The sequence below is a fragment of the Sporosarcina sp. P16b genome (assembly GCF_002743065.1).
GTDB lineage: Bacteria > Bacillota > Bacilli > Bacillales_A > Planococcaceae > Sporosarcina.
The window spans coordinates 151,970-177,430 of the sequence record NZ_PDYO01000004.1 but is presented as its reverse complement, the minus strand read 5'-3'; the positions used below and the strand labels follow the sequence as shown (position 1 = coordinate 177,430).

At 41.5% G+C, this 25,461-nt stretch carries 28 protein-coding genes and 1 riboswitch; of the genes, 7 read left to right on the top strand and 21 right to left on the bottom strand.

Annotated features, from left to right (window positions below):
• Positions 1-2: 2 nt before the first annotated feature.
• The 5 genes from CSV77_RS07565 to CSV77_RS07540 all read right to left on the bottom strand — a co-directional run bounded on the left by CSV77_RS07565 (position 3) and on the right by CSV77_RS07540 (position 6,203).
• A complete protein-coding gene (locus tag CSV77_RS07565) occupies positions 3-1,634 on the bottom strand; it encodes an ABC transporter ATP-binding protein (RefSeq protein ID WP_099672937.1) in 1,632 nt (543 codons plus the stop codon).
• A complete protein-coding gene (locus CSV77_RS07560) occupies positions 1,607-2,476 on the bottom strand; it encodes an energy-coupling factor transporter transmembrane component T (RefSeq protein ID WP_099672936.1) in 870 nt (289 codons plus the stop codon). Before CSV77_RS07560 ends, CSV77_RS07565 begins: the two co-directional genes overlap by 28 nt.
• A 490-nt stretch (positions 2,477-2,966) precedes the next feature.
• Positions 2,967-3,105, bottom strand: a riboswitch (cobalamin riboswitch).
• A gap of 842 nt (positions 3,106-3,947) precedes the next feature.
• Positions 3,948-4,730: a hypothetical protein gene (locus tag CSV77_RS07550; RefSeq protein ID WP_099672935.1), complete on the bottom strand. Its 783-nt coding sequence runs from the start codon at positions 4,728-4,730 to the stop codon at positions 3,948-3,950.
• Between the two features lie 33 nt (positions 4,731-4,763).
• Positions 4,764-5,357: a zinc metalloprotease gene (locus CSV77_RS07545; protein WP_099672934.1), complete on the bottom strand. Its 594-nt coding sequence runs from the start codon at positions 5,355-5,357 to the stop codon at positions 4,764-4,766.
• Positions 5,358-5,942: 585 nt separating this feature from the next.
• Complete coding sequence (locus CSV77_RS07540) at positions 5,943-6,203, bottom strand: hypothetical protein (protein WP_099672933.1); 261 nt, start codon at positions 6,201-6,203, stop codon at positions 5,943-5,945.
• A 99-nt stretch (positions 6,204-6,302) separates the two neighbouring features.
• On the opposite strand from CSV77_RS07540, the gene CSV77_RS07535 reads away from it, so the two are divergent.
• Positions 6,303-7,319, top strand: a complete 1,017-nt coding sequence (locus CSV77_RS07535; RefSeq protein WP_099672932.1) for a DUF1646 family protein — start codon at positions 6,303-6,305, stop codon at positions 7,317-7,319.
• 29 nt (positions 7,320-7,348) lie between these two features.
• On the opposite strand, the gene CSV77_RS07530 is transcribed toward CSV77_RS07535, so the two are convergent.
• The 6 genes from CSV77_RS07530 to CSV77_RS07510 all read right to left on the bottom strand — a co-directional run bounded on the left by CSV77_RS07530 (position 7,349) and on the right by CSV77_RS07510 (position 11,254).
• Positions 7,349-7,786 (bottom strand): hypothetical protein, encoded by a 438-nt coding sequence (locus CSV77_RS07530; RefSeq protein ID WP_099672931.1) that lies wholly within the window; start codon positions 7,784-7,786, stop codon positions 7,349-7,351.
• 186 nt (positions 7,787-7,972) lie between these two features.
• Positions 7,973-8,149: a hypothetical protein gene (locus tag CSV77_RS17005; protein ID WP_199203718.1), complete on the bottom strand. Its 177-nt coding sequence runs from the start codon at positions 8,147-8,149 to the stop codon at positions 7,973-7,975.
• 22 nt (positions 8,150-8,171) lie between these two features.
• Positions 8,172-8,390, bottom strand: a complete 219-nt coding sequence (locus CSV77_RS07525; protein ID WP_099672930.1) for an LPXTG cell wall anchor domain-containing protein — start codon at positions 8,388-8,390, stop codon at positions 8,172-8,174.
• Positions 8,391-8,409: 19 nt separating this feature from the next.
• Positions 8,410-8,880 (bottom strand): GNAT family N-acetyltransferase, encoded by a 471-nt coding sequence (locus CSV77_RS07520; protein ID WP_099672929.1) that lies wholly within the window; start codon positions 8,878-8,880, stop codon positions 8,410-8,412.
• A gap of 658 nt (positions 8,881-9,538) precedes the next feature.
• Complete coding sequence (locus CSV77_RS07515; protein ID WP_099672928.1) at positions 9,539-10,549, bottom strand: proline dehydrogenase family protein; 1,011 nt, start codon at positions 10,547-10,549, stop codon at positions 9,539-9,541.
• 87 nt (positions 10,550-10,636) lie between these two features.
• Positions 10,637-11,254: a DUF3298 and DUF4163 domain-containing protein gene (locus CSV77_RS07510; protein ID WP_099672927.1), complete on the bottom strand. Its 618-nt coding sequence runs from the start codon at positions 11,252-11,254 to the stop codon at positions 10,637-10,639.
• A 119-nt stretch (positions 11,255-11,373) separates the two neighbouring features.
• On the opposite strand from CSV77_RS07510, the gene CSV77_RS07505 reads away from it, so the two are divergent.
• Positions 11,374-11,751, top strand: coding sequence for a nucleotide excision repair endonuclease (locus CSV77_RS07505; protein WP_099629859.1), 378 nt, complete (start codon positions 11,374-11,376; stop codon positions 11,749-11,751).
• Positions 11,752-11,785: 34 nt separating this feature from the next.
• Here the strand turns inward: CSV77_RS07505 and CSV77_RS07500 are convergent, their stop codons facing one another.
• Both CSV77_RS07500 and CSV77_RS07495 read right to left on the bottom strand, forming a co-directional pair.
• Complete coding sequence (locus CSV77_RS07500; protein WP_158232041.1) at positions 11,786-12,136, bottom strand: YolD-like family protein; 351 nt, start codon at positions 12,134-12,136, stop codon at positions 11,786-11,788.
• Positions 12,137-12,243: 107 nt separating this feature from the next.
• Complete coding sequence (locus tag CSV77_RS07495; RefSeq protein WP_099672968.1) at positions 12,244-13,956, bottom strand: methyl-accepting chemotaxis protein; 1,713 nt, start codon at positions 13,954-13,956, stop codon at positions 12,244-12,246.
• 232 nt (positions 13,957-14,188) lie between these two features.
• Here CSV77_RS07495 and CSV77_RS07490 point away from each other — a divergent pair, with 232 nt between their 5' ends.
• The gene (locus CSV77_RS07490; RefSeq protein WP_099629857.1) at positions 14,189-14,614 is read left to right on the top strand and encodes a MarR family winged helix-turn-helix transcriptional regulator; all 426 of its coding nucleotides are present in this window, start codon (positions 14,189-14,191) and stop codon (positions 14,612-14,614) included.
• A 388-nt stretch (positions 14,615-15,002) separates the two neighbouring features.
• Here the strand turns inward: CSV77_RS07490 and CSV77_RS07485 are convergent, their stop codons facing one another.
• Together CSV77_RS07485 and CSV77_RS07480 are read right to left on the bottom strand one after the other, a co-directional pair.
• Complete coding sequence (locus tag CSV77_RS07485; protein ID WP_099672925.1) at positions 15,003-15,755, bottom strand: SDR family NAD(P)-dependent oxidoreductase; 753 nt, start codon at positions 15,753-15,755, stop codon at positions 15,003-15,005.
• A gap of 81 nt (positions 15,756-15,836) precedes the next feature.
• Complete coding sequence (locus CSV77_RS07480) at positions 15,837-16,835, bottom strand: EAL domain-containing protein (protein ID WP_099672924.1); 999 nt, start codon at positions 16,833-16,835, stop codon at positions 15,837-15,839.
• A 223-nt stretch (positions 16,836-17,058) separates the two neighbouring features.
• Here CSV77_RS07480 and CSV77_RS07475 point away from each other — a divergent pair, with 223 nt between their 5' ends.
• Both CSV77_RS07475 and CSV77_RS07470 read left to right on the top strand, forming a co-directional pair.
• Positions 17,059-17,472: a DUF948 domain-containing protein gene (locus CSV77_RS07475; RefSeq protein ID WP_233189586.1), complete on the top strand. Its 414-nt coding sequence runs from the start codon at positions 17,059-17,061 to the stop codon at positions 17,470-17,472.
• Between the two features lie 5 nt (positions 17,473-17,477).
• Positions 17,478-17,915: a DUF948 domain-containing protein gene (locus tag CSV77_RS07470; RefSeq protein WP_099636681.1), complete on the top strand. Its 438-nt coding sequence runs from the start codon at positions 17,478-17,480 to the stop codon at positions 17,913-17,915.
• Between the two features lie 454 nt (positions 17,916-18,369).
• Here the strand turns inward: CSV77_RS07470 and CSV77_RS07465 are convergent, their stop codons facing one another.
• The 4 genes from CSV77_RS07465 to yhfH form a co-directional block, all read right to left on the bottom strand.
• Complete coding sequence (locus CSV77_RS07465) at positions 18,370-18,864, bottom strand: DUF948 domain-containing protein (RefSeq protein ID WP_099672923.1); 495 nt, start codon at positions 18,862-18,864, stop codon at positions 18,370-18,372.
• 19 nt (positions 18,865-18,883) lie between these two features.
• The gene (locus CSV77_RS07460) at positions 18,884-19,306 is read right to left on the bottom strand and encodes a DUF948 domain-containing protein (protein WP_158232039.1); all 423 of its coding nucleotides are present in this window, start codon (positions 19,304-19,306) and stop codon (positions 18,884-18,886) included.
• A gap of 247 nt (positions 19,307-19,553) precedes the next feature.
• Positions 19,554-19,970, bottom strand: a complete 417-nt coding sequence (gene arr / locus CSV77_RS07455) for an NAD(+)--rifampin ADP-ribosyltransferase (RefSeq protein ID WP_099672922.1) — start codon at positions 19,968-19,970, stop codon at positions 19,554-19,556.
• Between the two features lie 281 nt (positions 19,971-20,251).
• Positions 20,252-20,383, bottom strand: coding sequence for a protein YhfH (yhfH, locus tag CSV77_RS07450; RefSeq protein WP_099636683.1), 132 nt, complete (start codon positions 20,381-20,383; stop codon positions 20,252-20,254).
• A gap of 699 nt (positions 20,384-21,082) precedes the next feature.
• Here yhfH and ilvA point away from each other — a divergent pair.
• Positions 21,083-22,351, top strand: a complete 1,269-nt coding sequence (ilvA, locus tag CSV77_RS07445) for a threonine ammonia-lyase IlvA (RefSeq protein WP_099629848.1) — start codon at positions 21,083-21,085, stop codon at positions 22,349-22,351.
• A 294-nt stretch (positions 22,352-22,645) separates the two neighbouring features.
• Positions 22,646-23,188: a GDYXXLXY domain-containing protein gene (locus tag CSV77_RS07440; protein ID WP_158232038.1), complete on the top strand. Its 543-nt coding sequence runs from the start codon at positions 22,646-22,648 to the stop codon at positions 23,186-23,188.
• Between the two features lie 47 nt (positions 23,189-23,235).
• Here CSV77_RS07440 and CSV77_RS07435 read toward each other — a convergent pair whose 3' ends face one another.
• Both CSV77_RS07435 and CSV77_RS07430 read right to left on the bottom strand, forming a co-directional pair.
• Positions 23,236-24,654 carry an NAD-dependent succinate-semialdehyde dehydrogenase gene (locus CSV77_RS07435; RefSeq protein WP_099672920.1) on the bottom strand — a complete coding sequence of 473 codons (1,419 nt, stop codon included), beginning with the start codon at positions 24,652-24,654 and terminating at the stop codon, positions 23,236-23,238.
• A 14-nt stretch (positions 24,655-24,668) separates the two neighbouring features.
• Positions 24,669-25,436, bottom strand: a complete 768-nt coding sequence (locus CSV77_RS07430; protein ID WP_099672919.1) for a tRNA threonylcarbamoyladenosine dehydratase — start codon at positions 25,434-25,436, stop codon at positions 24,669-24,671.
• Positions 25,437-25,461: the final 25 nt, after the last annotated feature.

Sequence of the window (25,461 nt, the reverse complement as noted above, 5' to 3'; positions counted from 1 at the left end):
GTTTAGTTCCTCCTGTTGTTTAAGTTCACAGCGTCTACGATGTCTTCGGCTGTGATGGCATATGGGAATAATCCGCGTGCGATTTTGCTAGCGGCGGTTGTGTAAAAGCGGTTGGACGTGAAAAAGGTTTTCGGATGATTGATCGCGATGAGTGATTGATCGAACAACATGCCAACACGTGTAGATACTTCTGCTGCAAATTCAATATCATGCGTCACGATAATCGTCGTGATATTCTGTTTTTGAAGCGTTCGAATCAACTCCGTCACTTCTTTTTTCGACATGACGTCCATTCCTTTAGTTGGCTCATCCAGCAATAATATATCCGGTTTAAGCAGCAATAATTTTGCAAGCGCGGCCTTCTGCTGTTCTCCGCCACTTAATTCAAATGGATTTCTTTTCGAAAGATGCTCAATATGTAACTGTTTCATCATACTCGATACCGTCGTTTCTCTCCGTTCTTTCGGCATTTTTTGCACAGGAACCGCATGGATTAGCTCTTCTTTCACCGTTGAGTACATGAATAATGCTTGTGCGTTTTGCGGTAATAAGACGATATTCCCTTTCCACTTGCTTGGTGCGACTTCGTCTATCCATACTTTACCTGCATACGGCTTATGCAGTCCGGCGAGTAACCTTAGTAACGAAGACTTGCCGACTCCATTTCCCCCGACAATCGTGAAGATTTCGCCTCGATGTACCGTAAACGTCATATCCGCGAGTAGATTATCACTTTTTCGATTGTAACGGAAATACAGATCTTTCACTGTAATGAGTGGTGGATGCTTTTTTCTCATCGGATCCGTCGGTAAAATTGCCGATGGATAGTGCCGAATGAAATCCATCCCTTCGCGCACCGTAATCGGCGTCTCATCACGGAAGCCGAGCTTATAGTAGACACGCATCGCTGTCGTGAGTGCGTCGAGCATTGGATGTTCTAGCAAGGAGTTGCCGATTGCTTTCGGTGTTGTGTCATAAAGAAGCGAGCCGTTTTCCATGAACAACACTCGATCGCACACGGGTAATAACTCTTCTAACCGATGCTCGACAATTAAAATCGTCATGCCGAGTTCACGATTGATTTTTTCAAGTAGCGTCAGAAACACGGAAGCCGCAATGGGATCAAGTTGGGACGTTGGTTCGTCGAGCAATAAAATATCCGGCTCCATTGCAAGCACCGCCGCTAGATTAACGAGTTGTTTCTGTCCACCTGATAGATCACTGATACTAACATGCAACCAGTTGTGAATACCGAAGAAACTGGCGACTTCAGCGATTTTTTGTTGCATGTCTACCGTCGACATGCCCATATTCTCAAGACCAAACGCCAACTCTTGCCACACTTTTTCCATGACTATTTGTTCCTCTGGATTTTGCATTATATAGCCAATAGCTGTCGCTGTAGTTGACGCGGGCAGTTCATCGATTTTTTCGCCGTTCACATACACCGTGCCGCTAAGTTTACCGTTCGGCCGCATTTCCCGTTTCATCATTTTCAATAACGTGGACTTTCCTGAACCGGTAGGACCGAATAGCGTTATGAATTCTCCACGCTTAATCGAAAAGCTCACGTCTCGCAACACATGCTGTTCTTCATACTGGAAGTTCAGATTTTCGACTGTAAGTATCGCCATTTGATCCTCTCCTTCGCTTCATAGATAAACGGTAATAACATGAGCAAGCCGATGATGACGTAATGCCCTGCACCTAGTGTCTGTTCACTGATTTCTGGATAATACTGCGTCTGGTGCTGTGTGAAGTATCCAATGTAGTAAAGAAGAAACAGAACGAGTCCGGCCGTCAATATTCCGTCCCGTTTTGTGAATCGCCTCTTCTTATACCGCGTTCTCTCTTTCACGATACCATACCCTCGCGCCTTCATGACATCTGGCTTAACAATGCTAAACTCCGCTGTCTGGACGAGCGTCTGCCGCCACAATGCGAACGCGCGACGGAATTTTTCCACTCTGCTCCCTACTTTGTAATAGCCGATTCCGCGTTGTGCCATTTGGTTTTCACGCCATTTTATTTTGAATAACGGAATGAATCGCCACAGCATGGAAACGAGAAATTTTGGGCTAGCGGACACTTTCGTCAGTACGGCAAGTAGTGTGTTCGTCGTGAAAATCTCGAAATAACTCTTCGTCCAGAAACTGGTTGCAACTACGGCTCCCGCAATGACGAGTCCTTTCGTCACAGCTTCCAGCGTTACCGCGTGTTCATGGAGGAAAAATAACGGAGTGAAACCGTTATGTACAGTTGCTGGATACGCTACGGCAATTAGTAGAAAAACAAAAGAGTAATAGATCAAGTCCTTAGTTGCTGTCCGGACTCCGTGCAGCATGAGAAAATACAGAATGCCCCCGATCATGGCCAGCGCCACGATGATCGGATGAAACGAGCTGAACATCGTGACTAAAACGACTGTAACGTAGACAAGTAGCAATAGTGGGTGAAAGTTTGAGAATGCGCTCATCTAGTTTCCTACTTTCTTTATTTTCGTATATAGCTGTTTAGATCTCTATCTACATCACATGTGTTATGGAACTCTACTTCATCACCGCCCTGCAGTTCGTATTGACTAACGCTACGGCTACTAGATCTTTCTTCATTATATCGCTCTACTCTCTTTGATGCCTTCTTTTTTTCATCCTACTCATTACCACGATGACCAAACCTGCGACAACCTTGGAATTGAATGTCGTTCATACCTTCAATGAATGTGATCCTGCCTGTAAAGTCATTCAGTCCTTTGCCATTTAGCATCCCATTCATTTCCTGGGGAATGAGAGAATCGTCTAAATGATTTACAGTGACGACGTATAGTGGATCGGTCCGCCAGCTAGTTTTAGCGCGGAAGCCTCTACCTTTTCATTGAAATTAAACGGAGCGGTTTCTTCAGTGGCAGTGTGGTTTTGAATTCAAAAAATCCCCACCTCTTGAATGAGATGGGGACCATGAAGGTGTCATGCTTACATACTTTGGCAAGGCTCCTGACTTAGGGGCATATTTCCCCATTACAGTGGCCGGACCGCTCAGGATTCTCACCTGATTTCTATTTATTCTTTGTTTACGGGACAAAGAACCAAAACACTCTAGGCAACTATTAACTAGCTTATAGTTTTTGCGGGGTAAAATCAATAGACGCTGTACTTAGAATGGATTTCTGTTTTAGTGAGATGTGCCGTTTCAAGCGCTTTTAGACAAGATCCGCAAATGTACTTTTTGAAAGTCTATCAAGTAACTGATATAGATTAGGAATCAATTCTTTGACCATCAGGATTCTTAAACATATATCCTAAGCTCCCAATCAAACGACGCACATTAAAACACAGCACTTCCTTGGTACAATCATTGTATCAAGGAAGTGCTTTCTTATGTCTCAAGCAAAGTTAACTATTGTCCCCGTCACACTTCAACCTTTATAAAACAACCTCATTCCCTTAGAAGATTCTCACGCTCTTGGCCTGTACATAATAAAAACTTCGAAGGCTCAAATTTCCTTTTCTCAGGGCATGGAGGATCGGATCATTCAAACAGCCATGAGGAAGCTGAAACATCTATGAAACAAGATTATACCTCCGTGGGAAAATCGAATATGCTTGATTTCATATAAGCCCTGCTTCTCTCATAATAGCTTGATGATTATTTAGTAATTAACAATAAAAGTTATAGATCGCTTCATACGTTTAAGGGGACGATGAATAGCCGTCATTGACGATTTTGAACTGCACCCTGCATGGGCAAATACTCGGTGGTGAAAGTCCACTGCAGGCTTGGCAGTAGGAACTGTTAGCGAATGATTAATAAAGGTACCAGGTCCGCACGCAAATCTATATTAATTAAGAATCGTTTCTGGATTGTGTCGGGACCAGTACCTTAATTCAAAAGAAAACAATTCTCACTTATAGATGCCCCTTATGACATCTCCATCTTAACTGTAATACCTATTCATTCAATTTTTCTGAGTATTTCTGTTCAAGTTCTTGATAGAATCTCATTTTATCAGTAAATAGTTGATTTAGTGAATATGCACTGTTCCCATCTTTCTTGACGGAATAGGAAGAAAACGCTTTTTGTATTTTGTCAATCTGCTGGACTCCGTTCAATGATTCATTTACGTTAGATGATAAGGAATTCGATTGCTGTGGGTCAAATAAAAAATCATACGGATCTGTTCCATCTATATTAAACTTCGCTAAATTCCATGCCTCATTGTAATATAATTCATTATTCTCCTCACTCTTTGTCATAACAAGTATATATCCGCTTCCTTTCTTTAAAGGTGTATAGTTATCGTAAATGAGGATATATTCTCGATCATTATCTTCTCTAAGCGCATAGTATTCCCGATAGCTTACCTTATCACCTTTCGAAATTTCCGAGTCGCTACTTTGTTCTAAAATATCTATAATCTCAATTGTCGTGTCAGTATAAAATGTTTCTACATGGCCAGTTTCATTGTTACGAACAGTTGATTTCCTTTCTGATAGTGATTCATTCGTTTTTGCTATTACTATAGCAGAGCTGTTTTTTTGAATTTCATCAAAGTTTTGTGGTTCGAGAAAATCAGCCGAGGGCATCACTAGTTCATATTCGTACCATTCTTTCTCTCCATCATTCAAATCAACTCCGGACAAATCGGTCTGTTTTGTATTTGCGGTACCACATGCAGTTAAGTATATAGAAATAATAATTAATAAAGGTATCTTCTTTATTTTCAAAGTCAAAGCGACCAACCCCTTTCTTTTGATGTTGAATTTTTAATTACCCCATTTTCTACGTAACTCTATTTCATCATAACCTTGAGGATAAGTGGCATCTTTTATACCTTGAACCATTATCGAACTTCGACCATTTAATGGTACTTGCGGTCCAGGGTGTTCCAATTTTAACGTATGTCCTACTTCATGAACCGCAGTTGCGATTCTTTGATTAGGAGTCATTTTAAGATCTTCATAATTATTATGGTATAGAGTTATCACAACATACTGCCAGTCGGTTTGATTCCCTGTTGGAGAATCTGAAGCAGAGTAATAAGCCGCTTGACCAAGTAACCTTCCCCCTCCAGCTCCTTCCTTCCTTAACCCTGACACATTGTATAAATCTGGAGAACCATTAGTAGATAATGTTCTCTCAAGAGTTACATTACTTGAAATTCCTCGCCACCTATCTTGTGCAGTCCTGTAAATAGTGGTATATCCATATGTGGCTACTGAACTACTAAAAAATGCTTGAACATGTCCATTATCTGCTCGATTTCTTGGGAATATATCCGCATGTGATACTGAAGGAAATAACATCATAAACCAAATTATGAATACAAAGTAGTAGTATTGTGTTTTTCTTCTAACCACTATTATTACTTCCTCAAAATAGATTAGAAAATCATTATTATCCGACTACTCGGAATCTTAGACAGGCCCCCCAATCAAAAAATATTTACTTGTATAACCCATTAGAACGCTTACAACAACATATAGTTACACTTTCTCTTTAAGCAATTTAGACATACAGAATTTATATTTATAAATAAACTGAATACTTAGATGTTTAACCAGTACTCCATAAATGAATTTTTAAACTTATTGTATTTCACTAAAACGTAATACATAAGATTGCATTTATATGATACAGAGGACAAAATCTCCATCAAACTACTAGAGGTCAATTGTAGAATCAGGTTAGCCACCTAAATGTAAATAAAAAATGCCACTATAAAATTTCGTGTATCATTGGGGTTGCGAAACAAACAATAACCTTGATTATTCACCAACTCACTCAAAAGCCGACGCGAATGCTTTTTAGTGGGATTTTTAATTGTCTGGTGAATAATCTAGGTCATGTCTGTTGAAGTGTTGAAATTTCCACCTACAACTTTTCCTTCATTTCCCCATTCATGTCCAGTCACGACATAAACAGGGAGTTCTTTTCTATAGAAGTCACTTCTCATCTTCCTCATCACACGGTGGCTTCTTAACAATCGTCTTCCCACTCGAATACAACCCGCTTGCTGACAATCCCATAATAATCCCGCCCAGTATCCCCGACTTCCAATCATTTGGAAACAGGTAGAAGATCCCGCCACCGATGCCTAATAGTAAGGAAAAGATCGGAATCAGTTTTTTCGGCAGACCATACATCTTTAAAATTTCCGTTAACCCAATAATAACAGGGATCAGTACAATATCTGAAACTTCCAATGCGTGTCCCCCTCTTTATCTATTCTATTCAGACTCTATGCAAGATGAATCGGCTTTTTGCATACAGTGTAGAAGAAAGATTGATGAAAGGAGATACCTATGGTCACTGGTTTGCTCATTATTTTAGGTTTGGTGTTATTGCTGCCGTTTACGGTTTCTCGTATTGAACGTAATTTGGAGCTGTTTTTATTCGTTATGGGGTGTGCTGCGGCATTTGTTAGTGGGGTGTTGCAGTGGGAGTTGTGGAATAAGGCGTTACGCGATCCCTTGCATATTACGCTCGCCGTTCTTGTGGCGGGAATAGTCTTTCGCTGGATACGACATCCATTTGAGAAAGCGGTAGTAGCAGGTAGCCGAATTATTCCATTCCGATTATTCTTGGCGCTGATTATTATGGGATTGGGATTGATTTCTAGTGTTATCACGGCCATTATTGCAGCGTTAGTCCTCGTGGCCATCGCGTCCGTCTTGCAAATGGACAGACGTTCAGAAATTCGTTTTGTGATCTTGGCGTGTTACGCAATCGGCATGGGTGCGGTGCTGACACCAATCGGGGAGCCGCTTTCAACGATTGCGACGAATAAACTGGATGAAGACTTTTATTACTTAATGAACTTGCTTGGAACCGATATTATAGCCGGTGTCTTCGTCTTTGGACTGCTCGCATTCTTCCTGATTCGCCCACGCAACCGCTCGCGGTACCGTTCTTCCGGACAAGCGGCAGAGTCGTACATAAGTATTTTCGGACGTGGCGTAAAAGTGTATATATTTGTTTTGGCATTGACACTGCTTGGTGCAGGATTTGAGCCATTGATCACCCTTTACTTACTCGATCTTCAGCCATTGACGCTTTACTGGATCAATATGATTTCAGCTGTACTCGACAACGCGACGCTTGCTGCTGCAGAAATCAGTCCCGCGATGGACGCATCAACGATCCAAGCGCTACTACTCGGCTTGCTAATTAGTGGCGGGATGTTGATTCCCGGAAATATCCCGAATATCATTGCGGCAGGTAAACTCAATATCCGCAGTGGGGAGTGGGCGCGGGTCGGTGTACCCCTTGGATTACTTGCGATGGTTGTCTATTTCGTGATTTTACTTGGCAGACAATGAAAAAAGACCGCGCAGGCGGTCTTTTCATTTTACTCGAGTACTTTCACCCATACCCGATACTTTTTATCATCCGTCTGAACCAATTTAGTATTGGGACTCGGTGCGTTATTTTTCTTTGTAAAACCCGCTTCAAACGAAGAAGTTTTGACACTTTCACCTAAGTTCTTCTCGGAAGGCATGCCGATGCCAATCGCATCCGTTACCGTCCACGTGTCATCTTTCTCTTTGTTCAACTTTGCAATAAATATTTCTTCCGTGCCGTCCAGTATCCCTTTATAGACATTGATTACTTTATTATTATCGACTTCCAACGTACGATACACTTTCACCACTTCCGCAAAACCTTCCTCTGCATGAAGCTGCTCCAGTGCCTCTCGTGGGGTATTCGATGTAGTATTCTTATCTGCTGTCTGGCAACCTACCAATATGACTGCCAAAAACGTAATATAAAATAGTTTTCGAAGCACGAGATCCTCTCCTTATCTATTTTATTGAATATCCTATTGTCGGCTATATTCAATCCTTATTTGATTTCTTATCCTATCTGCATTAAAAAATGCGCTCTTTCTTTTCTTCAATGAGCTTAAAATGTACATCTGATGTCGATCCGCTACATCCGAGACATGCAGAATTTGATTTGAAAATGGTTCTTTTTATTTCTGCTTGTCTAGTCTCTCTGCGATTGATTGAAGGATTGCATTCTTGCGTTCTTGTAGTTTAAGGAATTTCAGCGCAAACCATATAGTGAATAATAGGAATGCTAGCGGAATGATGTAAATGAATACATTTAAAATAGATAGAAACGAAAAAAATAAGTTGTTGTGGTGCATATGTATCTCCTCCTCTCACAATTTATGCTGACTGCTTCCTTTTCGGAAACAGATAAGACACTAGCAACAAAGCCATTGCTACTCCCATTGCTGTATACGTCCACACATTAAACGTCGTTTCTGGAATCGTATACGCAACCCCAGTACTATAGAGTACCAGACGCACAATGTTTGTTCCCAATACAATAAAGAGTCCCAAATATTGCAATACATCGCGAGTAATTTTCTTGTGTTTTGCCACTTGCACTACCTCCCATTGCTTAGGAAAGTGATTTCTCCATGGAAACTACGACAATCGACGTGCCATCCGTTCTATGTAATACCGATTCCTCACGCACGTGATAGCCGATCGATTGATAGAGTGAGATGTTTTTCGGCACATCCGCGCGTACTTTGCATGCTACTACTCTCTTCCCTTGTTGCGTCGCATACTCCTCTAAAAACCGCAGTATTTTTTTCGCAATACCTTGTCCTTGTCTTTCCGGCACGACAGAGAATCTAGAGAAATAGAGGCTTTCGTCTTCCAATCGAAAACGGACCATCGCGACGGGTTCTTCTTCCATGTAGCCAATCAACGCCTGTACACCGTTTTGCATTTCAGCCGTGATACTCTCGACGGTCTCCTCCAACGCGCTCGTCGGTGGTGTGGCCTTCTCGTATTCCCGGAACGCCCGGATCATCACGTCACGGATGACAGGGATATCGGAAATGTTCGCTTCGATAATGTTCATAACCGTCCTCATTTCGTTTCGTTTTATACACATTATGAAAAGACATAAGTGGATGCTGCCATGTCTCCATACTAGAATAGTTCGATGATCTTATACTCTTTGTCTACTTATACTTCGCGGAATTGCTGTCCCTGAAAAATTTTCGATTCTTCTTTGTCTTGATTCTTATCATACAGAATGCACAATGTGTCGCTATCGCTTTCTACATCAAAATTTGTAAAATCCACATTGTAATCGTCCTGGCTTTCATCAGCTCTTCCCCTAATCTTTAGTGTAATGAAGAGTGAATAGTACTTTAACTATCTTTAACACTACTATTTCCCATGTTTTCTGTAAAGCGGATACAAAAAACACTGCAAGGAAAGCAGTGTTTTGGACGCTGGAAAGTCAAAGGATCATGGTTAGATGGTCCGGGATTTAAGTTAAAGATAAGCTTCTAACGCTTCGCTTTACGTTTCAAAATAGTAAAGACGCGACCCTACATTGAGCGGTTACATGCCTTGATAGAGCGGTAATCGATCGTCATAGAGCGCTTGCGGACGACGATAGAGCGGATATCACGTATCATAGAGCGTTCAAACATATTTTATGAGCGCTTGAACGAATCTATGAGCGGCATCCACCTGTAACGTCGATTCACGTTGCTTTATTCTACTATTTAGCGATACTTTACCCAACCATCATCTGGTTTCTCTTCACTTTTACGCTTGCTCAATCGTCCCAGCACAAATGCGCCGGCGACTAAGCCAATCATAGTATTCGTCTTCTTGTTAAACACTTGCTTCACCATCAAGTTCATATTCTGCGGACGCTCCGCCAATCTTCGCATGAAGTACCCGTACCAGTCCTCGCCAAACGGCACGTATGTACAGAAATTATAGCCCTCTTTCGCTAATTGTAGCTGTAAATCATGGCGAAAACCGTAAAGCATTTGGAACTCGAATTGATCATATGAAATATCATGCTCTTTTACAAACTGCTTCACATGATGAATAATCGTATGATCATGCGTCGCAATCGACGTGAAGTTTCCATGTAATAAGTGTTCTTCAATAATTTTTATATAATTTTCGTCGATTTCTTGTTTATTGATAAACGCAACATCCGGTGACTCTTTATACGCACCTTTTACTAGACGCATGCGTGTGTCGTTGTATTTTTTCGTATCATCTAATGCGCGATAAAAATAGGCTTGGATTACGGTTCCGACGTTTTCAAAGCCTTTTGCTTTTAATTCGTCTACTAAACGGAACGTTGGTTCAAGTCGTGAGTGATTTTCCATGTCTAAATTAACAAATATACCTACTTGATTTGCATATTTAACGATTTCCTCTACCTGTTCTTTGCAAAATGCATAATCAATATCCAATCCGAGTTGTGATGGTTTGATCGAGATGTGCGCATCCACTCGATGTTCTTGGATTGCGTCCACTACGCTTAAGATTTGTCCTTTCGCTTCAACAGCCTCGCTCTTTTCGTACACAAATTCACCTAGATTATCAATCGTACATGAAATACCTGCTTGATTGAGCTCTTTGACACTGTCAATCATTTCTTCGATGTTAGTTCCCGCCACCACTTGTTGTGCTCCTAATTGAAAGCCGTATTTTTGGGCAGCTTGATTCAGTAGTTGATTTTCAGATAAACCGATAAAGAAATTTCTTAGCATAGTTTCCACCTCTTTTGTGTAGTTCTTATGTCAAAATTATAACACTACTCTGTCATGTAAGCCCATACATTTGTTTATACAGATCTTTTAATTTCCTATAAACGGCAACATTCGGTCTGCTGGACTATTTGGTTTGATGATATCTTGTAAATCAAGCAAAGGTATCGGAAAATAAGGGAAGCCGGCTACGTAAGGTGAAATTTCGTATAGTTGGAAATAGACAACCAGACTCGTGTCTGCGATATAGAAATCCTGATCAGGCTTGATTTTAGTGAATGGCTCAAGCACTGGAGTTTTCCATTGCTGAATATGGCGTCTAATATATTCAGATATCCGCTGCACATAAGGACTGCCTGGCTTGAACATATCTTGCAAATTGTATTGCCTTCCCGTCTTCGTATCAAATGTCAGAGATTTAACGTAAGTCATTCCATGCGCTCCACCAGTAAACGAGTAGACGATCAAGTTGATACTGAAAAGATCACGTTGATTATTTTTCATTTCATACGTTGCGACCATCTCGACAAGACTTGGATCATAATAATTATTGTCTGTTAGCATGTTATTCATTTCCTTGAATAGCACTTGATTTAGTTTCTGTTGAATTTTTGGATCATCCAGCTGCGTGATGACGGGATAATACACATCCACTTTCGGCTTGGTATTCGATATGTGATACGTTTCTATAACGGCAGGGTTTCTCATCAGTTCATCCTTCCCGAGACATTTGTTTACTATATGCAAGGGATGTAAAGAAAGTTTCTCGCTTTTTTTTTGGTCGTATGATAGGATAAACACTGACTGATATAAGGATGTGAAGTAAAATGATCAATATTACACTACCTAAACCGGACGTAACAATCGTTCGCAGAAAACAAGAAATGGGACCGGATGAAACACCGATTAAGCCAATCTATGGTTTCATCGATTTTCATGATATTCCACGTGATAAAGGCGGCCTTTTGTTGTTCTTCAACCAAAGCGACGAGTTATTATTCGTAGGAAAAGCACGAAAATTGCGTCCACGTCTGAAAAAGCATTTTGAAGACCAAGTGTCTCCATTACGTAATCACCGTGAAGAAGTAGCGAAAATTTCTGCTATTATCATCGATGATCCAATGGAACGCGAAATCTACGAAACGTACGTAATCAATACGGAACAAGCAAAGTACAACGTAGAAAAAGTATTTTTCAGAGATTAAGCTGTCTGCCTTTGCAGACGGCTTTTATTTTTGCCTATACACCACCCGTTTCTTTCGATAACTGGACGTCTATCACATCCTCTACATGAATTCTTTCCGTTCCGAACGGATCGCGCAGCCTGATCGTCATCGTCCGCAAGTCGAGCGCTTCAATCTCTCCCTGATGAAAGCGAACTTCCCCATCATGCCAAGTTTTAATCGATGTCTCGACACGCCTGCGCCACGCCACTTCAAGTGTCTCCTGCATCGTTTGTAGCTCCCAATCGGTTAACTCAGGCCGTTCTATATACTCATCTTCCCGTTGCCAATCACGTAGTCTTTCAAGGTGTTCAGGCAGCATGAGCGACGTCCACTTCAATTTCCCTCTATCTCGGTTCCTTTCCATCAGATATTCCCCATTTCTCAAGCGTATGTACGTTCGTATTATACAGAACATACATTCTAAAATCAATGGTTAAAAAGACCATCGCTTTGCGAGCGATGGCCGAGTGTTTATTTAGGTAATTTGAATGAACCGACAAACACTTCTAGTTCACGCGCCATTTGATTGGTCTGCGTAGAACGTTCTGAAATTTCTTCTATGCTCGCTGTCGTTTGCTCAGCGGCTGCTGCAATATTATTCGTCATGTCTTCAATATTTTGTACAGCGTGTGTTAAATGTTCGATCAACTGCACTGCTTCTGTTGATTTCATAGCTTCCGACGTCATCAAGTTCGAGATATTCTTGATTTCCTTAACGGTTTCTCCAACCGCCACGGAAATATTACTCAATGACTGAGACGTAAGCTTCACTGTTTCTGTACCCTTCGTGATGTGTTTCGTATTTTCCGATGTGGAAGTAATGACTTGCTGGATACGGTCAGAAATATCCTTCACCAGCTTCTCTACTTCAAGTACTTCCTGATTCGATTGCTCAGCCAAGTTCCGTACTTCTTCCGCCACTACCGCAAAGCCTTTACCATGTTCACCTGCACGTGCCGCTTCAATTGATGCATTCAGCGCAAGTAAATTCGTTTGAGCTGCGATTCCCGCGATGGACCCCGTAATATTTTGGATCTTCGTCGTAGATTCAACCAAGTTTTGGATTGTATCTCCAACTTCTTGCGATCCATTTCGAATTAATTCCATATCGTGGCTAATTTCTTCTGCGCGTTTTGCGCCTTCTAGTGCAATTTTCATCGTTTCATTGGAGTTAACGAGCATTGAATCGGCACTTTGTTTCGTGTTGCTCAAACCACTTGCCAATCCCGCAAGAATACCTGTTGCATGCTGGGCATTTGACGTACCATCCGTGACGGCCGTGACGACTTCTTCGATATTATTCGCAACCATCGTAATCGCTTCACGCATTTCAGAAAGTGATGCAGAAGTTTCTCCCGCGTTTTCAGATAAATGCTGCGATGTCGTATTCATCGTCGCGATCATGTCTTGTAGATTCGCCGTCATACGATTCAGTGTACGAGCCAAGTCTCCCACTTCGTCTTGTGACTTCACTTCTGTCGGTTGAACCGCCAAGTCGCCATCCGCAATTTTCTTCGCCTGCTCAATTAAGCTTGTAATCGGCTTCGTCTTCCGGCGAATGAGGAATCCTGTTCCGATTGAAGCAAGTATCATAGGAATAATGCTGATCAAAATTCCGTCGCGAACGACATCCCATGTACGGTGTTTGACAATGTCGGCATCGAAATCAATTACGCTGAATGCGATGATTTCCTTACTGGCATCCTGATCTTTATATAGTGGCGCATAACCTGAAAGCCGCTCCATGTCGCCATACTCGTAAGGTTGAGAATATGTCGAATGTCGATGTTCTAGTAGATCTGCAATCGCTTCTTCATCTAAATGGAACTGATCTCCCGGCTTAAACCCTTTAGCTCTCAAATTATCATCTAGAGCAACGAGCTTTCCATCCAAATCCAAAATATATTGTGTTTCAAATATATTCTTATGTTCGGTTGTCCAGTTCAACGTCTTTCCCAGCTCATCTTGTGTATCGACATCGCCAGCCAATGCCTTTTCCAAATCACCAGGTCGAATCAATCCAGTAGTAATATTGGCACAGCCGTATGCCTCAATTCCTGCAGCGTCATACAATTTATCATAAGCCGTCTTATATGTAGCTAGTGATGTAATGGCTAACATCACTACCAAGATCCCAGCTATAATCGTACCTAGCTGAAATGTTAACGAATCTTTAACTTTCATCAAACCTTATGCCCACCCTTCCTATTTGTTTCATCTAGTTCATTCGTTGTCTTTATCATACGCTATCAGTCTATAATTAAAAAGGAGAAAATAAAAAACTTTTTGATTTTAACATATTGTATGGGATGTAAGTATGTTAATCGTGTCACAACTGTTTTATTTCATATATACTATAGGTATGATAATAATATATAAGCATAAAGTTTTTTGAAGGAAAGGGAGGTGTTCTTTTTTGAATGAAGACCAGACAATTTTCAATTTGGTACATTTGATGGATCAAGTGACAAATAAAATGTTGATCCGTTTCCAGCAAGAATCCAAGCTGTCTCTAGGAATCTCCCATATTCTCGTGTTGCTAGAGTTACATAAAAAAGGTGAGCAACGTCCTTCTGATTTAGCTGAGACACTAGGCTTCACACCCGCCTCATTAACGCATTTGTCATCAAAACTCATTAAAAGCGAGTATATTACGTTACGTAATGATGAACAAGACCGTCGAACAAAGTATTGGAATATAACACCCGAAGGCTTAGAAATTTTGACCGAAGCGCAGAAATTCGGAATACAGGTGCGATCGGAGTTCTTCAGTCATTTATCGGCTGCTGAACGAAATAGTTTAGTCCAAATTTACACGAAGTTAAATAACACATTCGTTTGAAAAAAGCTGTTCCGTTAATGGAGCAGCTTTTTTTAGAGGTTTGGGGGAGATAATGGTTAGGTTGTTGCGAATGCGCTCATACATCCGCCACGGCCGCTCTAAACCACACGCTAGCCGCTCTATCAACGGCCGCATACGCTCATACCCCCGCCACGTTCGCTCTATACCACACGCTAGCCGCTCTATCTACAGCCGCATGCGCTCATACTCACCCGCCACGACCGCTCTACACCACACGCTAGCCGCTCTATCTACAGCCCCACCCGCTCATACTCCCACCACGTTCGCTCTACACCACACGCTAGCCGCTCTATCTACAGCCCCACCCGCTCATACTCCCACATACAAAAAAGGCTACCCAAAAAATCAGGATAGCCGTAAAAGTTTATTAGCGTAATTTGATAGAACCGCCATCTACCATCATCGTTTGACCCGTGATGTAAGAAGCGTCTTCGCTCGCTAGGAATACTGCGGTGCGACCGATGTCTTGTTCCGGATCACCAAGGCGCCCAAGTGGATTTTTCGCAAGGATCGCTTTGTAAGATTCGGGATTCTCTTGTCCCCATTGCTCAATTCCTTGTGTTTTGGCAATGGGTGAAATCAGATTACACGTGATGCCGTATTGTCCCCATTCATTCGCCGCCACTCTAGTGATCCCGCGAATGGCTTCTTTCGCTGCAGCGTATGAACCTTGGTTCACATCGCCATTTAATCCTGCGCCAGAAGCGAAGTTGATAACGGTTCCTTTTGACTCTTTCAAATGCGGAAGAGCAGCTTGCATCAAATAAAACGTCGGATAGAATCCTGTATTGAATGAGAGATCTATGTCCGCTTGCGTCATCTCTTCGATGGATTTCATACGTGAGGCATGTGCATTGTTTACTAAAATATCCAGTTTACCGAGTGTTGTTACGACTTGCTCAACAAGTGACGGTAATTCTTTTTGTACCGATAAGTCCGCTTGAAGAAAGATCGATTGCGGAGAGATTTTCTGCAGTTGTTCAATAGCCGCTTCGCCTGCATCTTTGTTCAAGTCGACGATGGCGACGGTCGCTCCTTCTTTCACAAAGGCTGTAGCGATTCCTAATCCGATGCCGCCAGCACCGCCTGTGATCATTGCGATTTTTTTATTTAATTTCATATATACCATCTCCTTTTCCTATTTAGTTTAACATTAAACTAAATTCGGTGTAAACGAATTGTCCTCGACAACTCGCCTGCACTAGATGGTAATTTCAACTTGCGGAACGGCTGATGGTTTACCAAATAAATAGCCTTGGAATAATTGATACCCTTTCGCTTTCAACCATTCAAAATCTTCTACCGTTTCAATCCCCTCTGCTAACGGAATCGAATTCACCGCCAGCGCTTTTTCTAGAAACTCCGCTGCTATAAGTTGCTTATCGGAATCAGTCGCGACACCTTGTACATACTTAATATCAAGCTTCATATAGTTCGGACGAAGGAAAGAGAGCACTTCAACCGTGTTATAGCCTTCCCCCACATCATCGAGCGCATATTCGAATCCTCTTGAGTGATAGTACTCCAAAATAGTTTTTAGATGGTCCATGTCTTCCACTTTTTCCGACTCCACTACTTCAAAAATCAAACGGTGTGGGTCAATTCCCAAATCGTAGGCTACATTAATCGTCGATCGCAAGCAAAACTCCGGCGAATAGATAGATGTTGGAATGAAATTAATAAATGCTTTTTGCGCAATATGTTTTGCATAGCGGACTGCCGTCAGACGACATACTCTGTCAAGGGCATATAATCTACCGCGTTCTTTTGCCGCGGTGAAAATTTCATTCGGATAAATCACTCTACCGTCTTTATGATAGAAACGCGCGAGTAATTCATACGCATAAATTTCGAGGTCAGGTGTAACAATAGGCTGATAATGGCTCGTCAATTGTTGATCTGAAATGACTTGATCAATCCACTGCATTTCGACTACTTGCATGACTTCAGAGAGCGGCCGCCAGTCGGTTTGGTCAAGACGAAAACGAATTGAATCCATTTCTACTGCATGATCGACACAAAAGTCGTATAATTCTTTTATCCCTTGTTCTTTTACATGAAATGTTTGATCTTCCTGGTTCACCAGCATAAGGACTCGCTTCAAATGATCTTCTATTGAATCGAATAATGCTGTTTGCTTACACTTATCAAATGACACTTCATACACAATGTCCTGGATCACGCAACCTTTACAAGGCATTCATTTCACCCCTTTAATGTTTGTTTTGAAGATTATATCATATTTCAGGTGTTGTACTCCCATGTAGGTATAGAAATATAGTTTTTCTAGTTAATTAGCATACCAGTGTTTAGATTACTTTCATTTGTGGAATGACAAGGATATAGAACGTTTACCCGTTTCGACGGAAGTTAGGCGTTCAAGTTAGAAACGCACTTATTATGTGGAGGTGACTAGATTGAAGGTGCTCTTGTATATTAGTGCCATAGTCGCCGTTGCGGCTTTAGTAGTTATCGCAATTGCTATTATTAAAACAGCCAAAGCGGTCAAAGAAGCAATGACAGATGTAAAAGAAACGATGAAACGAGTGGAACTGAAAGTGGGCGGTATCACAGATAAAGCCGATCAGCTCATGACTCAGACGAACCAAATTGCGGATGATGCGAACGCAAAACTGCAATCAGTAGAAGGATTGGCAGCTTCAGCGAAAGAACTTCGCGAATCTACCCAGTATGTGCAGAACTCTATCGCTAAAATGGCGGATCAAGTATCAGCGCCCCCTGGCAAGTATGCCAAGTTGATGGAGCAAACGACTGCATTGTCTGAAGTAGCGTCAAAAATGTACTATAAGATGAAACAGAATAACAGAGAGAGGTGAATTTGATGGATTGGGTACTAGGTATAGGCGTATTGCTGATCGGCATCGCGCTAATTATTGTCTCTATCGTGTTAATTAAACCACTTGGGAAACTGACCGAAGTATTGGAAAGTGTCAAGAAGACGACCGATGCCCTGCCGTCAACGGTAGAGGAAGTGACGGGTCAGACACAGCAAATTCTTCATACGACGAATGATACAATTAGCAATGTAAACAAGCAAATTTATGAAGTGACACCGGTCTTTCAGATTGTCGGAGATGTCGGCGAGGCTTCACGTGAAGTGACGAATGCCGCACTCGATACAACGATTCGGTTTAAGGATCGTGTAGGGAATGCGAGTGAGTTCGTCCGCGAGAAAGAGTATAAAGGGTTGTATGGAGTAGCTACGTTGGTGTTTTATTTAATGCAACAGCGTAAAGAGCTTAAAAAGATGCGCCCGTAAGTGGAAGACTTGTTCCGTCCACTCATATAAAACATAAAACAGACCACTAATTCGCAAATGAATTAGTGGTCTTTTAAATGCTATGTACCCATTTTTTAACCATCTAATTATCACGCAAATCAGGCGATTTATTTTCTCTTGTAAGTCGTTTGTCTCCTGTTAAATTTGTCGCAAGTGTAGTAACCCAAATGAAAAGGATAGGAGATGGGAAATTAATTCAGCATTTTTCCTTAAATGTACTACTCTCCCTTCCCTAATACCGCAATTGCGCCTGATTGTATATTGGAACATTTGACTGAGCACTAGAGTCATCCATCAGCTTCGAATCTAGTTTAATGCGCAAATCCACTTCTCGTCTAACTTTCCAATCAAAGTCATCTTCCCAACATCCCTAACCTAAAAAAAGACTGAAGATCAAGCCCAATTGGGCTTGACCTTCAGTCTTTGTCAGTACTTAGTAGGACGCATTTTCCGGTGCTGGTAACTTTTTTCGTGGGGCCGCCTGCTCTGCACGATCCTTCGCCGCACTCACAGATTGTTTACGCTTCTTAAAGATATAATAACCTAACATAGCGGAACCGTAGAGGCCACCTAGTTTCTTGTTTTGCTCTGATGTGTCCGTGTGATCTCCCTTTTGTTGAACAGACGAAGACACGTCCACTAATGAAGACGTTAGTTGGTGTGTAGATTCTCCAAGGTCACCGATTACTTGGAACAATGGAGTCAGATTCTCAATTTTTGTATTAATGTCTGCTAGTGAATCATTACTGTTTTTAATTAGGTTTCCTGTTTCATCCAAGATGCCGTCAAGTTGTTTCGGAAGCGCTCCTACTGTCTTGTCGACGTCCTGTAGAATATTTCCAACTTGTTGTAATACCTTAGCGAAATAGATAGCTAAAATGACGAAGGCGATACCGATAAGTATGACGCCAATTCCAACGAGATCCATTCTCAACCCTCATTTCCTTTTACGTATTTTTTATACTCTCCTTGCCGCGTTGCCATGATTCGTAAACTTGGGCACCAAACTCTCCATATTGGATGGCTTGGACAAACTTTTCTGTCCCCGGAAGAGAACCATCCTCTTCAAACTGCCTTGTCCGCTTGTTTACTTCTTCACTCAAGTACTGGCTTGATCGTCCGATATTTTCGATAGTAGAAAATAAAGGTGTCGTTGCAGCAAGTTTCACTTGAACATCTGTCGCCAGCTGTTCAGTCTCATTTAAGGTTCCATATAACTGCTCAATGCTTTTATCGAGCTCTGCCTCTACCCCTTTTACTGTTCCCATAACTGTTAGCAATAAGTTCGAAGACTTCGTCAGCAACAATGAAAGGTAGATGGCGACAATCAATACTGAGATTGCGATGAATAATAAACCAATGTACGCCATACACACATCCTCCTCTCCAACATACTTAATACATCTTATCATTCTATACCACTCTCAGTTTTTCTAAAACATTAATCATCGGAAGTTCTTTAACTTGGGCTAAGGATGTCATTTATTCCGCATAATACCTTTCGTTAACGTGCTCTTTCTCAGGATATAAAAAAAGCCCATGTTCTCGATTACATACAAAGAACGCAGACTTTTACTTATGCTTCATTTCGGGATGTCTCTTAAGAGATATTAAGGATTAATCCAATATTACATCTTTGCCTGCTTCTTTTAACTCTTGTAATGAAGAAATCATATGATTTATTTCTTCGTCGGAATGTCTTTCCCATGAACTTAATTCGGCTACTATTTTTAAAGGCGATTTAGACCTATAAGAACGTGTTGGATTTCCAGGAAATCGTTTGTCAGTTAAGTTTGGATCGTTTTCAAAATCAGCTAATGGCTCCACTATATAAATTCTTTCTTTTGATTTAGATCTTGCTAATTCAGCGCCCCATTTAGCCGCTTCTAATGTTGCAGTAAAATATATGTAATTGGACTTTTTATCTTGATAATTTGAAAGAAATTGTGGTTCTAATAAATCTCCAACTTTGAGTTCTGCTTTCGTTCCATGAAAGAAAGGACCACTATCTAAGACATCTCTTTTATCATTCATCCTGATACCCCCTATATATGTTAATTACATTCAAGTGATTTATTCACTCACCCGATCTATCTATTCATTCTAACAGACCGGATAAGAGCATGAAATGACATGATGTATCGTTAGGTTACTGTTGGGATGTTTCTCAGTTAAAACTTACATATAATCCGTATGCACACAGACTCCTAAATTTTTCTGCTAGGAAATCACTGCCTTATGCGAATTGCTTCCTTTACATGATCCCCAGAACAAAAAAATTCTATGCCCCATATAAGGGAGCATAGAATTCTTTATTAATGCTCATGTCGTCCTACACAACGCTCACATTCGTACATTACAGACTCTTGCTTTTCCTTGAACTGGTTCCCACATTCCGTACAAACTTTCTCCACCATTTGTCTTTTCTGCTCTGTGTTCTTTTTCATCGTTCTTTCCCCCATTCGGTTTTTTGTGATCCGCTGTACTGATACAGCAACTTTTCTTAATACTAATATATAACAGTATCGTCAGACTTGTCACTCTTTTTAGACGAGATGTGTTATTTTGCGATAGAATCCAAAAGAGCACGACGAATGAAGGGATTACAAAAAAATGAAATTAAAAATGGTATGTCAATATCGTGACATACCATTTTTTGCTTCTTTACATCATCACTCCATACACTATTACAGCCGCGATGATGACAAGAGTTATAACAAACACCGTCCATTGCATATTGTCTGGCTTTTCTGGTCTGCTATCCCATTTCTGCATGAATAAACGCTTCCTTTCTGGCTTGTTAGTTCCTTATTCATTAGTTTTCCCTTCTGTTTGCAAATTAAACACTACATATTTGTGTACGGTCTGAAAAGAATTCTGAATAAAAAATGCAAGAAACTATTTTTTTAACGCTATTGTAGGATATGGATATATTTTCTTACTATATAAATTAAACAAAAATTGATCTATCCAACTTATTGAAAGTCCTTGCCAATCAAGTAATCGCTTACATTTCCAGATTGTTCAAAATAAAGTCACTATTCTCAAAGTAAATGCGCAATTTAGAACTTTCATATGTTCATTCAGTTTTTTTCATGTTATTATGAGTAAACGTTGACTCAATAACGGAGGTTAAATGATAAGTTATGAAGGTGAAAAAAATGGAAACTCCAAGTGTTCAAGTAGAAGATATCTTAATCGCTAATCAGCTACTGAAAGATGTCGTAGCTCATACGCCTTTACAGAAAAATGATCGTCTATCGGAAAAGTATGATTGTCATGTGTATATTAAACGGGAAGATTTGCAACATGTCCGTTCCTTTAAATTACGCGGTGCTTATTATAAGATGAAACGCATCGAAACAGAAGCACGTAAAAAAGGAATTGTCTGTGCGAGTGCAGGAAACCATGCACAAGGCGTAGCGTTCGCATGTGCAAAACTCGACATTGACGGCAAGATCTTCATGCCGCAAACTACTCCTAAACAAAAGATCAATATGGTGAAAATGTTCGGACGCGATCGCATTGAAATTATTTTAGTCGGAGATACCTTCGATGATTGTTTCGAAAGCGCGGTCGAATTGATGGAAAAAGAAAAGCGTATTTTCATTCATCCATTTAATGACAAGGATATCATTGCAGGCCAAGGATCAGTAGCTGTTGAGATCATGAATGATATCGAAGAACCAATTGATTACGTATTTGCAAGTATCGGTGGCGGTGGACTGATGTCAGGAATTAGTACATACATCAAAAACTTGTCTCCGCATACGAAGATGATCGGTGCAGAGCCAGCAGGTGCAGCTAGCATGAAGGCTTCTATCGACGCGCAAAAGATCGTACCGTTGGCAACGATTGATAAATTCGTCGATGGTGCAGCTGTCAAATGCGTAGGCAATCTGAATTACGACATTTGCAATAACTATCTTGAAAATATCGTCAGTGTCCCTGAAGGTAAAGTTTGTACGGCAATTCTTGATCTATACAATGAACATGCGATCATCGCAGAGCCAGCAGGTGCCCTTCCCATTGCAGCACTCGATTTCTATAAAAATGAAATCAAAGGCAAGTGCGTCGTCTGTGTGATCAGCGGTGGAAACAACGATATCGGTAGAATGCAGGAAATTAAAGAGAAATCGATGATTTACGAAGGTTTGCTGTACTATTTCCTCGTCGATTTCCCACAACGCGCAGGTGCACTACGCCAGTTTCTTGATGGTGTACTTGGACCAGATGATGATATTACCATGTTCGAGTATACGAAGAAGAACAATAAAGAGAGCGGTCCAGGGCTTGTCGGAATTGAAATTAAACACAAAGAAGACTACAACGGCCTGATTGCCCGCATGGAAAAGAACGGCTTCCCTTACAAAGAAGTGAACAAAGATAGTTCGTTATTTGGATTGTTGATTTAATAAAATACTGCCGCAAGAGTCATTACGACTTGTTGCGGCAGTTTTATGTTAGAAAATAATGAATAATATAGGCGCGTTGCCCTTTGGACTCCGCGCCTTACTAAACACCCCATCAAAACCGCTCATCACTCCCCCTTACCCATTCCACTCCCATGTATACATAACGATTGCGAAAGGTTTCTGAAATAAAAAAACTGGGTAATTAACTACTAAAACACACATAAACTGCACATGCTATCTGTACATAAGAAGAACACTTTTTATGAAAACTGCAGAATAGGCGGTGACTCCGAAATGGGACCCAAACATAGTAAATTCAGTATATCTATACTCTTCATAGTTCCCCTGCTACTATTAGCTAGTCTTACGATTCCTTACTTCACAACGATTCAAGACGGAACGGATATCTACCTTCAATCAGAAACCATTACCGAGCAAGATGCTAATGAAAATTATGTCATGCTTCGCTACGACATCGAAAAAGTACCAAAGGAGCGCATGACTCCTAGTTTAGTGACCACATTAAAAAAACCAGATGAACTCGGTCAGACACGAGTATTTGGCGTATTGGAACAAAAGGACGGTGTCGCTGAATTGGTTTCATTAAGCGAAAAAAAACCTGCTAAAGGTGTCTATTTAATGGGCTGGCTGGCGCAGACGACCGATCGAGAGTATCGCCAGAACGATCATTATATCGTGAATTTTGGTCTTGACCGCGTCTATGTTCCCGATTTCGGCCATCGCGTTGCGGCAGAGAGTGTACAAAATCGCACGATGACAGCACATTTTAAAGTACTTGACGGCAATAGCATTTTACGCGAATTCCAAACCAATTAAAAGAAGCAAAGAGGAAGAGTACCGTTCTCCCTTTTTGCTTCCTTTTATTATAAACCTAGTGAGATATATTTAACTTCTAGATATTCATCCATACCTTGATGTCCACCTTCACGTCCAAGACCACTTTGTTTAAAGCCGCCAAACGGTGCTTGTGGCGCAGATGGCAAGCCGTCATTCAAACCCACAATACCATATTCCAACGCTTCACACATCTGAATTCCCTGTGTGATATTCTCCGTAAAGACGTATGCTGCAAGTCCAAAAACTGTATCATTCGCACGCTCGATGACTTCCTCTTGTGTCTCAAACGTCGCAATCGGCAAGACTGGACCAAATGTTTCTTCTTCCATGCAAAGCATATCGTCAGTTACATCTTTCAAAACAGTAGGTTGGTAAAATAGACCTTTGATATGTTCACCGCCGGTAACGACTGTTGCCCCTTTGGATTTCGCGTCTTGCACATGTTCGTCCACTTTATCGATCGCATCCTGGTCAATTAACGGACCTATTACGACACCTTCTTCTTTACCGTCGCCGACTTTCAATTTATCCGTTTCTTCTGCAATGCGCTTTGTGAATTTTTCAGCAATTGATGAATGAACATAAATACGGTTCGCGCAGACACACGTTTGTCCCGCATTGCGGAATTTCGCCGCCATGACACCATCTACTGCTTTATCAAGATCTGCATCCGCCATAATAATTGCGGGTGCTTGTCCACCGAGTTCCAATGAAATCTTCTTCATCGTATCGGCTGCACCTTTCATCAACGTTTTACCGATTTCAGTAGATCCTGTAAACGTCAACTTGCGCACACGACCGTCTTCCTGCCATGCTTCTGCTATTTCACTCGCACTGCCCGTTACGATGTTCAGCACACCGTCTGGAATACCTGCTTCTTGTGCTAGCTCTATTAAACGAATCGCAGTTAGCGGGGTTTGAGAAGCCGGTTTCATTACGACTGTACAGCCAGCTGCAAGAGCAGGACCCACTTTACGCGCAATCATTGCGGCTGGAAAGTTCCATGGCGTAATGGATGCAATGACGCCGACTGGTTGCTTTTGCACGAATAAACGCTTATTGGATTGCGTAGCGGGAATCGTCTCACCGTAAATCCGCTTACCTTCTTCTGCATACCAGCTGATGTATCCGTTTGAATAACGCATTTCGCCAAGCGCTTCTGCTAACGGCTTGCCTTGCTCAGTCGTCATAATTTCGGCTACACTTTGTTCATGTTTCTCAATCAACGCATGCCATTTCATTAAATACGCACTGCGCTCGTATGCAGACAACGCTGCCCAGTCTGAAAATGCCGCAGAAGCCGCATCTACAGCTTGCATCGCTTCCGCTTTTCCACCTTTAGGTACAGCACCGATTGTCTTACCAGTTGAAGGATTCACTACTTCGATTTGCGGTAGATCCGAACCAAGTCGCTTGCCGTTAATGATCATTTCGGTCGTTTCCATGGTTAACCTCTCCTTTATTTAGCGTCATTGACACGTTCTACAGGAATATCTGCCACTATATCATTTAATACCCAACTAGCGAGAATTAAACCCGCCACTGATGGACAAAATGCGTTAGAAGCTGGAGGCATTTGTGCTTTTCGAATCGACGCATCGGCATTTCCAACCGTTTCAAGGACATCTTCGCGCACAACAATCGGGCTTTCATCAGAAAATACAACAGGCACACCTTTAGGAATGCCTAACTTGCGCAAACGAAGACGTATCACTTTCGCTAATGGATCCGTATGGGTTTTCGAAATATCAGCAATTCGGAAACGTGTCGGGTCGGTTTTATTGGCAGCCCCCATGCTCGAAATCACTTTAATTCCGCGCTCGACACATTGCTGGATCAAATGAATTTTATAGCTGATCGTATCCGATGCGTCGATTACATAATCCGGCTCGTACGAGAAGAATTCTTCAGACGTTTCTTCTGTGTAGAACATATGTAGATCGATCACTTCACACTCCGCGTTAATATTCGCAATCCGTTCTTTCATAACAGCGGATTTCGAACGCCCTACCGTCGATAAATAAGCGACCAGTTGGCGGTTGATATTGGTGACATCAATAGTGTCTTTATCGACCAAGATAATACGTCCAACTCCAGTCCGCGCGCACGCTTCAGCTGCGAATGAACCAACTCCGCCGACACCTAAAATTGCAACAGTCTTTCCTTTCATTCTCTCTACGCCTTCTTTACCTATCGATAATTCATTTCTTGAGAATTGATGTAACATCTCGATCGCATCCTTTATCATAAAT

What these genes read in the sequence shown, in the direction of transcription:
- CSV77_RS07565 (WP_099672937.1), bottom strand. Translation starts at nt 1,634, where the DNA reads ATGGCGATACTTACAGTCGAAAATCTGAACTTCCAGTATGAAGAACAG.
- CSV77_RS07560 (WP_099672936.1), bottom strand. Translation starts at nt 2,476, where the DNA reads ATGAGCGCATTCTCAAACTTTCACCCACTATTGCTACTTGTCTACGTT.
- CSV77_RS07535 (WP_099672932.1), top strand. Translation starts at nt 6,303, where the DNA reads ATGGTCACTGGTTTGCTCATTATTTTAGGTTTGGTGTTATTGCTGCCG.
- CSV77_RS17005 (WP_199203718.1), bottom strand. Translation starts at nt 8,149, where the DNA reads ATGCACCACAACAACTTATTTTTTTCGTTTCTATCTATTTTAAATGTA.
- CSV77_RS07520 (WP_099672929.1), bottom strand. Translation starts at nt 8,880, where the DNA reads ATGAACATTATCGAAGCGAACATTTCCGATATCCCTGTCATCCGTGAC.
- CSV77_RS07515 (WP_099672928.1), bottom strand. Translation starts at nt 10,549, where the DNA reads ATGCTAAGAAATTTCTTTATCGGTTTATCTGAAAATCAACTACTGAAT.
- CSV77_RS07510 (WP_099672927.1), bottom strand. Translation starts at nt 11,254, where the DNA reads ATGAGAAACCCTGCCGTTATAGAAACGTATCACATATCGAATACCAAG.
- CSV77_RS07505 (WP_099629859.1), top strand. Translation starts at nt 11,374, where the DNA reads ATGATCAATATTACACTACCTAAACCGGACGTAACAATCGTTCGCAGA.
- CSV77_RS07500 (WP_158232041.1), bottom strand. Translation starts at nt 12,136, where the DNA reads ATGGAAAGGAACCGAGATAGAGGGAAATTGAAGTGGACGTCGCTCATG.
- CSV77_RS07495 (WP_099672968.1), bottom strand. Translation starts at nt 13,956, where the DNA reads ATGAAAGTTAAAGATTCGTTAACATTTCAGCTAGGTACGATTATAGCT.
- CSV77_RS07485 (WP_099672925.1), bottom strand. Translation starts at nt 15,755, where the DNA reads ATGAAATTAAATAAAAAAATCGCAATGATCACAGGCGGTGCTGGCGGC.
- CSV77_RS07480 (WP_099672924.1), bottom strand. Translation starts at nt 16,835, where the DNA reads ATGCCTTGTAAAGGTTGCGTGATCCAGGACATTGTGTATGAAGTGTCA.
- CSV77_RS07470 (WP_099636681.1), top strand. Translation starts at nt 17,478, where the DNA reads ATGGATTGGGTACTAGGTATAGGCGTATTGCTGATCGGCATCGCGCTA.
- CSV77_RS07465 (WP_099672923.1), bottom strand. Translation starts at nt 18,864, where the DNA reads ATGGATCTCGTTGGAATTGGCGTCATACTTATCGGTATCGCCTTCGTC.
- CSV77_RS07460 (WP_158232039.1), bottom strand. Translation starts at nt 19,306, where the DNA reads ATGGCGTACATTGGTTTATTATTCATCGCAATCTCAGTATTGATTGTC.
- arr (WP_099672922.1), bottom strand. Translation starts at nt 19,970, where the DNA reads ATGAATGATAAAAGAGATGTCTTAGATAGTGGTCCTTTCTTTCATGGA.
- yhfH (WP_099636683.1), bottom strand. Translation starts at nt 20,383, where the DNA reads ATGAAAAAGAACACAGAGCAGAAAAGACAAATGGTGGAGAAAGTTTGT.
- ilvA (WP_099629848.1), top strand. Translation starts at nt 21,083, where the DNA reads ATGAAGGTGAAAAAAATGGAAACTCCAAGTGTTCAAGTAGAAGATATC.
- CSV77_RS07440 (WP_158232038.1), top strand. Translation starts at nt 22,646, where the DNA reads ATGGGACCCAAACATAGTAAATTCAGTATATCTATACTCTTCATAGTT.
- CSV77_RS07435 (WP_099672920.1), bottom strand. Translation starts at nt 24,654, where the DNA reads ATGGAAACGACCGAAATGATCATTAACGGCAAGCGACTTGGTTCGGAT.
- CSV77_RS07430 (WP_099672919.1), bottom strand. Translation starts at nt 25,436, where the DNA reads ATGTTACATCAATTCTCAAGAAATGAATTATCGATAGGTAAAGAAGGC.